This window comes from Glaciihabitans sp. GrIS 2.15, assembly GCF_035984695.1.
Taxonomy (GTDB): domain Bacteria; phylum Actinomycetota; class Actinomycetes; order Actinomycetales; family Microbacteriaceae; genus Lacisediminihabitans.
In genome coordinates this window covers 23,087-35,794 of sequence record NZ_JAXCHU010000001.1, presented here as the reverse complement: position 1 = coordinate 35,794, position 12,708 = coordinate 23,087, and the positions used below count along the sequence as shown (strand labels likewise).

The 12,708-nt window shown below is 60.7% G+C and carries 10 protein-coding genes; 2 read left to right on the top strand and 8 right to left on the bottom strand.

The window, feature by feature from the left end:
- Positions 1–383 precede the first annotated feature (383 nt).
- Positions 384–800, top strand: a complete 417-nt coding sequence (locus RCH11_RS00155; RefSeq protein WP_327054966.1) for a VOC family protein — start codon at positions 384–386, stop codon at positions 798–800.
- Positions 801–1,073: 273 nt separating this feature from the next.
- Here the strand turns inward: RCH11_RS00155 and RCH11_RS00150 are convergent, their stop codons facing one another.
- The 5 genes from RCH11_RS00150 to RCH11_RS00130 all read right to left on the bottom strand — a co-directional run bounded on the left by RCH11_RS00150 (position 1,074) and on the right by RCH11_RS00130 (position 4,810).
- Positions 1,074–1,880 carry a hypothetical protein gene (locus RCH11_RS00150; protein WP_327054965.1) on the bottom strand — a complete coding sequence of 269 codons (807 nt, stop codon included), beginning with the start codon at positions 1,878–1,880 and terminating at the stop codon, positions 1,074–1,076.
- Positions 1,881–1,883: 3 nt separating this feature from the next.
- Positions 1,884–2,414 carry a hypothetical protein gene (locus RCH11_RS00145; RefSeq protein ID WP_327054964.1) on the bottom strand — a complete coding sequence of 177 codons (531 nt, stop codon included), beginning with the start codon at positions 2,412–2,414 and terminating at the stop codon, positions 1,884–1,886.
- Positions 2,415–2,556: 142 nt separating this feature from the next.
- Positions 2,557–2,784, bottom strand: coding sequence for a hypothetical protein (locus RCH11_RS00140; RefSeq protein WP_327054963.1), 228 nt, complete (start codon positions 2,782–2,784; stop codon positions 2,557–2,559).
- Positions 2,785–3,319: 535 nt separating this feature from the next.
- Positions 3,320–4,288: a squalene cyclase gene (locus RCH11_RS00135; protein ID WP_327054962.1), complete on the bottom strand. Its 969-nt coding sequence runs from the start codon at positions 4,286–4,288 to the stop codon at positions 3,320–3,322.
- A gap of 189 nt (positions 4,289–4,477) precedes the next feature.
- On the bottom strand, positions 4,478–4,810 hold the full coding sequence (locus RCH11_RS00130) for a hypothetical protein (protein WP_327054961.1): 333 nt from the start codon (positions 4,808–4,810) through the stop codon (positions 4,478–4,480).
- Between the two features lie 320 nt (positions 4,811–5,130).
- Between RCH11_RS00130 and RCH11_RS00125 the strand changes: the two genes are divergently transcribed.
- Positions 5,131–6,510, top strand: a complete 1,380-nt coding sequence (locus RCH11_RS00125; protein ID WP_327055378.1) for a GAF domain-containing protein — start codon at positions 5,131–5,133, stop codon at positions 6,508–6,510.
- 368 nt (positions 6,511–6,878) lie between these two features.
- Here the strand turns inward: RCH11_RS00125 and RCH11_RS00120 are convergent, their stop codons facing one another.
- The 3 genes from RCH11_RS00120 to RCH11_RS00110 form a co-directional block, all read right to left on the bottom strand.
- A complete protein-coding gene (locus RCH11_RS00120) occupies positions 6,879–7,712 on the bottom strand; it encodes a polysaccharide deacetylase family protein (RefSeq protein ID WP_327054960.1) in 834 nt (277 codons plus the stop codon).
- Positions 7,713–8,564: 852 nt separating this feature from the next.
- On the bottom strand, positions 8,565–10,688 hold the full coding sequence (locus RCH11_RS00115) for an alpha-galactosidase (RefSeq protein WP_327054959.1): 2,124 nt from the start codon (positions 10,686–10,688) through the stop codon (positions 8,565–8,567).
- Positions 10,685–12,706 (bottom strand): beta-galactosidase, encoded by a 2,022-nt coding sequence (locus RCH11_RS00110; protein WP_327054958.1) that lies wholly within the window; start codon positions 12,704–12,706, stop codon positions 10,685–10,687. Before RCH11_RS00110 ends, RCH11_RS00115 begins: the two co-directional genes overlap by 4 nt.
- Positions 12,707–12,708 lie beyond the last annotated feature (2 nt).

The following is a 12,708-nucleotide window of genomic DNA, read 5'->3' as shown; positions in this document are numbered from 1 at the left end:
TTCCCTTATCGGACTCGACAGTCAGGTCGACACGATCAGTCACAATCCTCCGAAAACGAATTCGTCGTCGTCGCTGAGTCGACAGCGTTCGTATGGTCGGTGTGGCACCCGGATATCCTTACGGGAATTCGGGTGCGACAGAATCCCAAGCAGCCACGCTGTGTCCGCAACTCATCGTGGGGGTTGGAAGTACCACGTCTCTCGACTCTGCAACTTTGCGGAACGGTAAAGGATTCGGTGACCAGACAGGGTTCCCCGGTGACTCATCGTCGGCCGGTCGGTGTTTGGATCGTGTGCCCCCAGCTCTGACGGGTTTGTCGCGCGCTTTCCGGTCCGCTCTAGAGTGGAGCTGGCGGTTTGCCTAACGCGCAGAGGAGGCCCTCATGGGCGAGTACCCCCAATTGCTGAATACAGTTCTTGACTGCACCAACGCACGTGAACTCGCGGAGTTCTACCGGCAATTGCTCGGTGTACGCTACCGCAGCGGCGACGAGCCGCCTACCGACGGTACGCCCGATGATGCGGACTGGCTCGTCTTGACAGACGCGAATGGACTGCGCAAGCTCGCCTTCCAGCAGGTCGATGACCTGCCGCGGGCCACCTGGCCAGAGTCGTCGGGAGTGCCGCAGCAGTTGCACCTCGATTTCACTGTTCCGAGCCGCGCTGAGCTTGAGCGGCAACGGCAGCGCGCGGTAGTTCTTGGTGCAGTGATTCTGCTCGATCGGAATGACGATCCCGACGAGCCCTTGTACGTGTTCGCTGACTTGGCAGGGCACCCGTTCTGCATCTTCGTGGCCTGAGCAAGGTGCTACGGCGACGTCGGATGAATTTTGACCCCGTATCGTCGTTTGATTATTAACCCCTCGGGTTGGTTTTGGTGCGGTGTGACTGAAAAAAGGTCCACTTCTGCCCTGGGTCGGTCCCTATCTCAAGCAAACCGACAGAAGTACCAATCACACGATCGAGCGGTATCCCCACGGCGCGATCGGGTACCACAAGTGGGTGCGTGGTGGGCATAACGGCATCTCTCCACCGGAAAAAGCGGTGAGAGATCTGGACTCTTCTCAGCTGTTCTACCTACCGACGAGAACCCCGTGCGCGAAGATAATCGCCGGGAATGTCGCAGTGAAGGCCCAAAAGAAAGTATCGAGGCCAATCAGCACGGCCGTTCCGAGATGGAGCATGGCCCCGGCAAAAAGCAGAGCTACCAGCACGCCTGGCGGAGCTACAAGGGCTACAGGAAAAATGATCTCCACGACGATAACTGTCCACCCGACGAAGCCTCCGACCCAAGGTCGTCTACGAAGTAAGGCCGCGGCTGTGGAGTGTCCGTAAGTAGCGGTGTTGAGAATGCTTTGCAGGGCTGATCCTTCACGCCACTGTGCGTTGGATATCTTCGATATTCCTGCAGCAAAATAGGAAAACAGAGCCTGCGCTGCGATGAAATACAAACCTACGGCTTGGAATGGACTCGACGTGGGGAGCAGGAAAGTGAATGCCAAGCCCGCAAGGATGATGAACGATATTTGGTTAGAGCCATCTTTGCCGTAGCGAATTTGATAGGCCAGGAAGAGGCTCGACAGCAAAATGATGACTGCGTAACTTGCGTAGAGCAGATTGCTCTGAAACGGAGCTATAAGCGCTACGGAGCAGACGACTCGAGCAATCACGACAATACGTAGCCATACTGAGCCGCTGTGCCCGACCATCCATCCACGTGACGCACCGTGTGACCTGGCGAGGATCTGTCTGCTGTTCCAGTCAAACAGCCCGCTCGCGTTGAATTCTCTTAAACTCACAAGCAATTGCAAAGAACCTTGAAGGATGCCTATGCCCACGATGACGGCGGTAATTCGTGCGGCGCTTTCGATTGTCAACATGGCTTACGACACCGGGTGAGTCAGCGAATAGAAACGAACGCGTGGCGCAGAAGCTCCGCTTGGACCGCGTGTTTCAACCAAAGCAAACTGGTAGAACGCCTGCGACGACAATGAACCTCCGAGTCGCTTGCGCGCAACGTCGAGCAAGATTATGTATGGCGCGGTGAACTGAAGCCGCTCTGCAGAGTGGTTGATACTGGAAAGCGCCAGCAGCTGAAACAATTCGATCATGCCCTCTCGGTAGCGTTTTCGAGGGTTCCAAAGGGGAAAGAGAATTCCTCTCGGGGATAAATTCATCTCCAACCAGGGACTGACGCTCGACTCATCGTCGCGACTGCGATAGACAAAGTGGTAGTTACTTGCACCAGGATCTGGCGTGAAAAATGACCATCTTGGTATCAAAGAGAAGCGGTCAAACCTTGTAGTGAACCGGCTGAGCGGATTATTTTTCTGAAATGCGATGGTCAACAAGAACCAGACAGAAAAAACGACGAGTCCAATGATGCCGAAGACAGAGCTTGCAGTACCATTCATCTTGCGGCTCCCCCCCGATGCAATCGGCCAGCGAATAGTTTGCTACCGAGGCGACTTGACGGACGAACTCGCAGCGAGATCGTGTGCCAATTTTGGTACCAGGCAGCAGTTGATGGATTGATGATTCTAGGCAAAGTTCGGGTCATTTCGATCGCGCGGCGATTGCGTCCGCTCGGTGGGCCCGAAGGACCTTCAAGGTCTGTGCTGGTCGATGCTCGCTAGGAGCGTCTGCAAGCTCCTTATTCATACCCTCTACATCGCAACGGATAGCTGAGCCGCCGTCAGTGACGATCCAGTCGTCTTTGGGGTCGACCGGGGTGATGAGGCTGTCGAGGGTCGAGAGTTCAAGATCGGTGAGGCTGATAGCCATGTGCGTTCCGTCTTTCGTACTTGGAAAAATTGTGTCGACGCTCTCCCAACAACCATCCGGGATGATTCGCCGCGCTCTTGTTCAGGCGGGCCGCTCGAGAGGAAGGCGAGACACGTCGGTTCAACTACCTAATGTCTATTCTCAGAATCAGCTTTCGTCAACTATGAAAACCAGGCCTCCAGACAGTCATATCAGCTCGTTATGGGAGGGCCCTGCAGCGATGTGATGTCGGACAGGAGAACCTCATCACGACGAACCACTATCGGGCCCCCGGGACCCTGGCCGGTGCGAGGGAGCGCCGACGTTTTTGTTGACGTGCTGACCTGCCAACGGCGGTCCCCTGAGACGCCATGACCGGGTGCACGAATTCAGCTTGATCACCGGTGAAATCAACCTACTTGCCCTTCACCAACCCCCGTCGCTGAGTGAGGCAACTGCCTCCTGAGGGCCGAAAATCTCAGGCGTGCCATTCCCGATTCGGGCATTGAGGATCCCGTGCTGGTCGGACTGCTGATGGCGGGCTGCCGAACTTGGGTCAGTAGCCCTCATCCCACCAATCAAGCACTCGACTTCCGATCATGGTAAGCCAACGGGAGGGCTCACCCTCTTGCGCGTCAACGTCGAACCACGTGCGACCCGTGAGGGGGGCTGCCTGCACCCATTTGCCGTCCGATCTGCGGGCGGCGCGGACGACATCGACCGCTTCGGCGAGCCGCGGATCGGGCGCGGTCCCGTCGAGCAGGGCGGCATCCCGGAAGTGGTCCAGTGCAGCCAAGGCGCTGTAACGGTATCGGTTTGGATACACGAACTGTGTCACGAACTCTCCGACTGGCTCGCCTGTCGTCGCACGATAGAGAAGTTGCCGGTCGAGCAAGTACTCCTCACCGCGGCGACGGGCATCTTGCAGGTTCGTATCTCCCGTTATCTTTTCGTAGGCGAGTATGCCGCGGATCGCGTTGAGTGTTGAGTGAAAAGACGAGCAGGTCGAGTTTCCTTCTTCCGCCTCGCAGTTCCAGCCGCCGTCACCGAGGCGATGGGCCGGAAACCATAACGCGAGTTGCGTGACGTCCGCGCCCAGCCAGGCACCGTTGGCCAGTGTGAAGGAGTTGATGCACACGTCGACCTCTCCGCCCCAATACGGCAAGTCGTCGTAATCCCAGCGGCTGTTCGCTGCGAGCTTCTCCGCGGTCCCAGCAATTTTCGAGGCATCGAGACCCCATTCACGCAGGTCCTTGAGCGACCGGGTGGTGGCAATCCAGGGCTGCCCGGGATTATTTGCTTCGGGACTGTCGAAGAAACCCGCCGGGAAATAGGCACCGCCGGCCCACTGGCCATCTGTGTCCTGCGCCGACAGCAGCCGAGCACCAAAACCCTCTGTCGCGACCCTGGCACGGGTCGACTTCCACGCCTCGGGTGTGGCACCCTCGAGATCACGTTGCACCTGCCAGCGCAGGGCCGGGTCAGAGTCGAGCAGCCAGTCGAGGACGTTCGGATCCATAGCCATGCTGGCAGAGTAGCGACCGCCGCCGACGTTTCGAATGCTGGTGTCCGTGTCGGTGCGCGTAACCGGCTGGATTGGTGACGGGAAGACCGCCCTTTCTCGGTCCGGATCGAGAGCGAGGCCTGCCGTTGACGGCGCTCATCGAATTTCCCCAGTCTTGCTCATCAAATTTCCCCGGGTCGCGGGGTTAGGCTAGCGCAGATTTATGCCGGTAGTCACGCGGCGCAACTCCTGGGATGCGACGGAGTAATTCGACACTTTGACCCGAGGTAGGTCCGCGCTAGTGAACTGAAGCATGGGCTGGCTGCCGGGACGCTCGAAGGCATCGCCTTCGCGAAACCGCTGATCGAGGAAGTCACCGCCGGTCGAATCACTCGAGCTGATTGGGTGAGCCGGGTCAGCACGATGGCCTGAAGTGCACCGGCTGCGGAGATCGCCGCGCTGGGCATTGCCGACCGGTTCGACGCAATCTTCACCTCGGCCGACATTGGTTTCGTAAAGTCGGATGTTCGCGCCTTCGAGCATGTGCGTCATGCCCTCGGCGTGGCAGCGGTGCAGGTGTTCTTCACTGATGACCTGCGTCGAAACTTGCTGGCGCCGACATCCTCTCGATGCGAACCCACTCATTTACGGGCGTCGACAACCTCCGCGACCACCTCAGTGAGGCAGGCGTCGAAGTGCGCCGGCCCGCTTCCTAAGCCCGTAGGATTCTCCAGCGCAAGTCATGGTGAACCGTCCTTGTTTTCTTGATCAGCGGCCCAGATCTCGCTCGACCGTTGGTCGGCCCGCTCGTCACTGACAACTTCTTCCCGGTGTCAATATCGGCGGAATTCTTAGCCCTGTCGATGCTCATCGAATCCAGGGCCAGTTCTGGCATTGCACTTCGAGGAAAGTGCCGAAGTCGAAATGGAAATCCGAGCGCCCCGCTTTGGGGGTTGGCGACGAGGCGACTGCGAAATTACAGTTTAACTGCAGGCGGTAGAACGGGGGTTTCTGACGTGGCACAATTCGAGTCGTTGTTTGCGAAGAGCCGTTTTCGTCTGTGGTCGCTCCGGATGCGGGCATCTTTAGCGGCGGTAGAGACACCGACGGACATTCCTCGAGTGCATGCGAGCGGTCTTGATCCGGATCGTATTCTGCTTTTCGGGAGTGACATTTTCGTTGGGCGGGGAGTCCTTAGCCATGAGGTCGCGTTCCCCGGGTACCTGGCCCGATCAATCGCCCGCAAAACGGGTCGGGGAGTCGACGTTGTTATTGCGGCCCATTCGTCGTTGACGATCGAAGAGGCCGTTGCCGAAGCCCGGATGCTGGAATTAGACCGCTACGACGCGGTGATGGTCGATCTTGGTTCAGCAGACGCCCTTGCGGGGACTCTTCCGGGCAAGTGGGCGGCTCAATTGGAAGTGCTTCTCCAAATCCTGACCTCAAGGGTATCGGCCTCGGCGCACGTTTTTTTTATCGAAAGCCCCGATCCGACAATCGTGCCCGCATTCCGATGCCCGCACGGTCACGCTGTCGCGGACGCGTTTTCACGGTTCAATCTGAGGTCTCAGGAGATCATTGACGGGTTCGAGAATGCGAGTTTTGTGCCATTCCCGGTGCAGCGCGAAAAGCCTACCGACCGCCTCCACACGGCGCGCACATTTGAGGGCTTCGCTGCGACTCTCACCCCGCCTGTCATCGCGCACCTCGAAGCGGAATTTATTGCTGGTGCCCCCCGAAGTGAACCCATCTTTTCGGAAGAACGCCGCCAAGCCTCAGTCGATCAGTTGGGGATCGTTGACACCGGACCCGACCTGCGTTTTGACCGGATCGTTGCGCAAACACAACGCATATTCGGCACTCAAAGCGCTTCATTCAACCTGATCGACCACGACCGGCGGTGGAGCAAATCACACATCGGCCCAGGCGTTCGGGAAAGCGCACGCAGAACCGAGTTCTGCGACACGACCATCCACACCCACAGTGGGCTGATCGTCGGCGACGCGAGAGACGATACCCGGTTCCGCGACAACCCGTTGGTCACCGGCAACCCACACCTGAGGTTCTACGCCGGCTACCCGATTGAGTCGCCGGACGGGCAACGAATAGGGGTTCTGTGCGTATTCGATACCCAGCCTCGCGTGGTTGGTGGCCAAGAAGAACCACTGTTACGCGACCTTGCAATGAAAATTGAGCGGGAACTGTGGCAAATGTCATTGAGGGACACCCGCATCCTCGCCTGAATCAGCAAACCCCGATATCGCCGCTGCCAGCGACACGGTAAGACGAAGTCGTAGCCAGCTGCCGCGGATGAGTCGTCTTCCGGGCGATCACAATCTGCCTCACGGTGTTACGAGAGACGCCGGAGTGCGGCAGTGTGTGGGGAGCGACGACGGGCCTGCGCTACGGAGACGTCGGGGAGTCGTCAGAGGCAGGCATGCGTTCGTGCGGTGCCCGAACGCATCCATACTGCTGTGAACGCCACATCAGGCGGAGCGCGCCCCGGCACCGAGCCCACCAGGCTCGAGCTGCTTGACCTCACGAGGCGGCCCGGTCGTGACGCGGTTCGCAGCTATCCCCCGTTGCCGTCTCGGGGCCGGATCCGTAGGCTTCAGGGTTTGAGGAAAACGTCGTTCAGCGTGACAGTCTGTAAACCGCGCGTGTGAATCATCGCACTGAGTTGCGAGAAGACTGTTGTCACCGGCGGGAAATTGGCGTGCCCGATGACGATATGCCCGGGGAGAAACCATTGGTCGGCGAAAGACACGACCTGCTCCGGGGTGATGAGCCCCGAATCGGACAGAGTCCCGTACCAGAGCACCGGAGTCGAGTAGCCGATGCTGGCGGCGAGGCGATCCACCCGTGCGTTGCGAAAGCCATAGGGCGGGCGAAAGAAGGGGCGCGCATCGACGCCGTAGGTGGTGCTGATGAAGTCATGATTGCGCTGGAGCTCCGCCACCACCCGGCCGTCGCTGAGCTTGGTGAGGTTCGGATGATCCCAGGTGTGATTGCCGAGCTGCACCTGGCCCGATGCGACGAGCGGCCGCAGAAGCGCGGCGTGCGTTGTCCAGCCGGGGTCGGCGCCGTTGAGGAAGAAGGTGAGCCTTGTGCCCGTTGCCGCGGCGAATTCGATGTACTTCAACACCACATCGGCATCGATACCGTCATCGACGGTCCAGGCGAGAAGCGCGGCATTACCGGGGAGTTCGGTGATCGCGCCTGCGGGCAGCGACACTTTGGCCAGCTGCGGCGGTCCCTGAAGTGGAGTGGGCTCGGGGGAAGGAACGGGTGGTGTAAAACTGGGAACGGACTGAGGCGTGGATGTCGGTCGCTTGCCCACGCGGGGACTCGCCGTCGGGAAATCCCATGGTGGCATCCTCGCGCAGCCAGCGAGCGCGAGCGCCGCACCGCCCGCCACGGCGGAGAGAAATGCTCGACGATGCATGACGCTAGCCTAGGCGCGCCTTCCCACAATCGTGGGTACCCGGTCGGTGGAAAAACCACCTAATTCGCAGCGATTTTGAAGCGGCGCAGACCATTGAAAAGCTGCACCCTCACAGGCCGTCTCGAAAATGTAGAGCCTGTTAAATCACGCACGATACTCCGGAGCATGATCGCCGATGTCGCTGGGCGCTTTTTATCTCGGAAAGTCGTCTCGCAGTTGTCTCTGTTTCGAGGGGGCCGAATCGACGTTTATGGGACAGGCTGTCGTACTAAGGCACCCGGCTACACCCGCATCAGCACCATGCCCAGGATGCCCAATTGCAACTCGATGCAGTCCTGTGATCGGGCTTCTTGATCGCTGGGTGACCGGCCGGTTGATCGTCTAACGGTCGGCGCTATCGAATTTTGGGGCACATCCGCTCGTAATACTGATTGATTCCGCCCGTTCAAGATTCTCAAGTCACACAGAATCGGTGTGCTCGATCGCTGTGTGGATTAGCCCCAGATCTGTCGCTATCGGTCATCGGCGTCGAGGATTGCAGCGACCCAGCGACCCAGCGACTCGGGGCGTTTGCCCCAGCGGATGGTGCCGAGGGACCGGCGTGGACGAATGCCACCCATCTTGAGACGAAATTCGCGAAGTTGAAAGTGGCACTTTGACGATCACTTGGTCGCAACTTCATGCGACAGTCTCATCCAGATTGTGAATTCACCGGCACGGCATTCCGGGACCCTTGGCCGGATCTCGGTCTGACCTCCGCCGTGCTCATGCTCATTGATGCGAGCAATAATCCTGGCCTGCTCGAGGTTGGTAACTCGAACGGCACCCGACCGCGCGCTTCCGGCACCGCCGCTACAGCCCTGACGCCTCCAGCGAGGAAACGAGGTGGATGAGCACCCCCTGCTCGGGATTGAGGATCGGCATCGGAAGCCCGACCTCCGCTAGGAACCGTCCGCTGGCCGTGATGCCGTCCGGAATCCAGCCCACGTTGGAACGCTGGTTGTAGGGCGAGGTGGCGGTGGGAAAAATCACAGTCACGTCATAACGGACATCGGGATCAAGTCCCGGAAATCCGACCCGGCCCGGAATTTCGTCGAACGAGGTCGCGACGCAAACAAAGGAGTAGAGCGCCTCGCTGCCGTCTTGGGCGACCGATCCGCCGAGCAGGTAGGCCGGATCCACCAGGTCGCCGTGAACAGCGACTCCGGAGTGGATCAGCGCGCGATGCTTCTTGTAGAGGGCGACGGCCTCGCTCAGCTCCAGAAGCTCGGAGTCACCGAGGGTGCGCACATCCCACTCGATGCCAAAGTGGCCAAAGATCGCGTTGATCGCGCGGAAGGACAGCGAATGCGTGCGGGAGGTCGTGTGTGAGGTGGTCGGACCCACGTGGGTTCCGACCAGCTCCGGCGGAAGGATCGCCTCGGTCCAGCGCTGGATCGTCTGCCGTTCGAGGGAATCGTTGCAGTCGGACGCCCAGACCCGCTCGGTGCGCTCGAGGATGCCGAGATCCACGCGCGCACCGCCGGAGGAGCAGCTCTCTATTTCGACTTCGGGGTGCGCTTGTCTCAATTCGTCGATCAGTCGATAGGCGGCGAGAGTCTGTTCGTGGGCCGACGGAGCACCAGTGTGTCCCATCTCGGTGAGGTCGCGATTCTGATCCCATTTCAGGTAGGAGATCGCGTTGTTGCTGAGTAGAGCATCCAGTCGCTCGAGGATGTAGGCGAAGGCCGCTGGATTCACCAGATCGAGTACCTGCTGGTGTCGCCAGCCGACCGGCGTGCGCCCGAACCCGGCACCGCTGATCCAGTCGGGGTGTGCGCGAATCACATCCGAGTCCTCGTTCACCATCTCGGGTTCGACCCAGAGTCCGAATTGCATACCGCGGGCTCGCACCGCATCGATCAGCGAGGCGAGGCCCCCCGGCCAGACGTCCTCATCCACATACCAGTCCCCCAGTCCGGCGCGGTCAGTACGGCGATGTCGAAACCACCCGTCGTCGAGCACGAAGCGTTCGACACCGATAAGTTCGGCCCGGTCCGCAAGCTCAACGAGGCTGTCCAGTTTGTGGTCGAAGTACACCGCCTCCCAGGTGTTGAGTACCACCGGACGCGCGGTGGCGGGATGCGTTGACCGAGACCGGAGCCAGCGGTGGAAGGTGTCCGTTACCCCATCGAGTCCGCGCGCCGAGTAGGAGGCATAGGTCAAGGGTGTCTCATAGGATTCCCCCGCAGTGAGAACGATTTCGCCCGCTCCGAGGAGTTCGGCATTACCGATCAGGGCAGGACCGGTCGGTGTTTTCTCCACGGAAGTGACGCGGTTACCGCTGAAGCCGAAGTGAGTCGCCCAGACTGAGCCCGAGCGATTGCTGAATCCCGTGGTGCCGACCGCCGTGAAGAGCGACGAGTCGTGGCCGGTGCGACCGTGACGGTATTCACGCAGCCAGGTACCCTGGCGCAAAGATTGGCGTTGGGGATGCTGCTCCCGACACCAGCGGCCCGTGAGGTCGAGGATCTCCGACGCTCCGAGTCCGGTAGGAAGGGCGGTGCTGAGCGACTGCAGGGTGAAGTCGTCATCGCCGTCGTTGCGCAGGGTGCTGCGTAGCCGCAGCATGCCCTCCGGCGAGAGCTGAATCTCGAGCGAAAGGACAAGGCCGGCGGCGGCATCCGTCATTGTGATCTCGACACCTTCTACGCCGAGATCACGCGACCCCGTAGTGACCAGGGCCGGCGAAAAAGCCCGTCCCCGGGCGCGATGGCCTTCGAGAGCGGGGCGGCCGCGCCACCCACTGGAAGCCTGCGGCACCAGTTCCTGCACGGGCGGGCGGTCCAGCGCAGAGTGCGCCACCGGGCTCGCGGGAACCCCGTCCGGAATTGACTCGCCGAGATCTGCACCCCAGTGCACGATCACCGGAGTCGGCCCGGAGAGGTCGAGCACGAAGGCAGATCCCCCGCCTCGCAGGTTGACGATGTCCCTCACGCGACTGTTTCGCGCACCACGGCGACTCCACCGGAAGCGACGGTCAGAGTTCCTTCCGTCGCCGCGCCGGTGAGAAGGTCCACCCCGTCCACTGTCACGACCGCGTCGGCACTTCCATGGTTGATGGCGAACAACCAGGTGCGGGTTCCATCGGATCGGCGAGTGATCTCCACGTCGTCGCCGCTCTTCTGCGGAACAGGAATGCTTGATGCGGTGAGGATTTCGGTCACGAGCTCGCGCGCGCCGGCCGGGGTGAGCGAGGTGCCAACGTAATAGACCGTTCCCATGCCGACGCGATTGCGAGTGATCGCGGGCGAGCCGGCAGTCGGTCCACCCGCAAATTCGGCAAGTACCTCGGAGGTGAGAGGGCGGCCGAGTTCGCTGAACACGCGACCCGAGCCGTACCGGGTGAGCTCCACCTCTTCACCCTCGTGCAGCGGGTAGAACTCCTCGATGCGAGTACCGGTTAGCGAGAGAAAGGCTCCCGGGTATCCACCGAGACGGATGTGATCATCTTCATCGACAATTCCCGACTGGTAGGTGATGACGACGGTGCCGCCATTGCCTGCGAACGATCTCAGGGAGTCGGCGCCGGCATCCGTCATCAGGTACTGCATTGGCACGACCACGAGGCCGTAGCTCGAGAGGTCATCAGTAGATCGGCGGAAGTCCGTCGTCACCCCGAGACGGTAGAGGGCATCGTGCCAGAGTCGAGTCTCGTTCAGCAGGCTCGCGTCGATCGTGGGATGCGAATCCAGCTCGCTCGCCCAGCGCGCATCCGTGTCGTGGATGATCGCGACGGCCGCTCCGCACACGCGGGAGCCGACGATCTCGGCGATCGCAACGAGGTCGGCGCCCAGCTCGACCACTTCACGCCAGACCCGGGAATCGGTGCCGGCATGAGGAAGTAGCGCAGAGTGGAACTTCTCCGACCCGGCTTTCGCGGCACGCCACTGGAAAAACAGGGCTGCATCGGCACCGCGAGCGATGTGCTGCAACGAGTTGCGTCGCAGTTCGCCCGGCCGCTTGGCGATGTTGCGCGGCTGCCAGTTGACGGCCGATGTGGAGTGCTCCATCAGCACCCACGGCCCCCCGGAGGCAAGCCCCCGCACGAAGTCGGCACCCATCGCGAGCTCCTGGAAGTTGCGCGGATCCTCCGCGACAAGGTAGTGATCGTTTGAGACCAGATCCATGTGGTCCGCCCACGCCCAATAGTCGATCGGCTTGTCGAGCCCCATGGAGAAGCCCATGAAGTTGGTGGTCACCGGAAGGGGGGAATGAGCGCGAAGAATATCGGCCTCAGCCCGGTAGCAGTCGAGCAACTCATCGGACGAGAACCGTGCAAAGTCGAGCACCTGGGTCGGGTTGACGAAAGTGCCGGATTGCCGCGGCGGAGTGATCTCGTCAAACCGGTAATAATGCTGCGACCAGAAAGCGGTGCCCCACGCTTCATTGAGCGCGTCGATGTCGTCGTATTTGCGTTCAAGCCAGCGCTGGAATGCTGCCCCCGAGACCTCGCAGTAGCAGGGTTGGTTGTGGCAGCCGTACTCGTTGTGTACGTGCCACATGACCACTGCCGGATGCGACGCATAGCGTTTCGCAATCTCTGTGGTCAGCGCCGCGGCCGCCCGCCGGTATTCCGGGCTCGAGGCACAGAACGCCTGGCGAGATCCGTAGCCTAGTCGCACCCCGTTCGCGGTGACCGGCAGCGACTGCGGGTATCGGTGGGAGAACCACGGCGGCGGGGATGCGCTCGCATTGGCGAGGTCTACCCGGATACCAGACTCCTGCAGCAGGTCGAGCACGTCGTCAAGCCAACCGAACTCATAGCGGCCTTCGGAGGGCTCGAGCAGTGCCCAGCTGAAGATGCCAACACTCACGAGGTTGACCCCCGCGACCTTCATCAGTGCCACGTCTTCCTGCCAGACCGATGGGTGCCACTGTTCGGGGTTGTAGTCGCCTCCAAAGCCGAACGCGGCAGTGCCGTCAGCGCTGAGCCGTGACGAGATGGAAAGCATTT

Bases quoted from the DNA above. Each gene is read 5' to 3' on its own strand.
- RCH11_RS00155 (WP_327054966.1), top strand. From the start codon at position 384: ATGGGCGAGTACCCCCAATTGCTGAATACAGTTCTTGACTGCACCAAC.
- RCH11_RS00150 (WP_327054965.1), bottom strand. From the start codon at position 1,880: ATGTTGACAATCGAAAGCGCCGCACGAATTACCGCCGTCATCGTGGGC.
- RCH11_RS00145 (WP_327054964.1), bottom strand. From the start codon at position 2,414: ATGAATGGTACTGCAAGCTCTGTCTTCGGCATCATTGGACTCGTCGTT.
- RCH11_RS00140 (WP_327054963.1), bottom strand. From the start codon at position 2,784: ATGGCTATCAGCCTCACCGATCTTGAACTCTCGACCCTCGACAGCCTC.
- RCH11_RS00135 (WP_327054962.1), bottom strand. From the start codon at position 4,288: ATGGCTATGGATCCGAACGTCCTCGACTGGCTGCTCGACTCTGACCCG.
- RCH11_RS00130 (WP_327054961.1), bottom strand. From the start codon at position 4,810: ATGCTCGAAGGCGCGAACATCCGACTTTACGAAACCAATGTCGGCCGA.
- RCH11_RS00125 (WP_327055378.1), top strand. From the start codon at position 5,131: ATGCTCATCGAATCCAGGGCCAGTTCTGGCATTGCACTTCGAGGAAAG.
- RCH11_RS00120 (WP_327054960.1), bottom strand. From the start codon at position 7,712: ATGCATCGTCGAGCATTTCTCTCCGCCGTGGCGGGCGGTGCGGCGCTC.
- RCH11_RS00110 (WP_327054958.1), bottom strand. From the start codon at position 12,706: ATGCTTTCCATCTCGTCACGGCTCAGCGCTGACGGCACTGCCGCGTTC.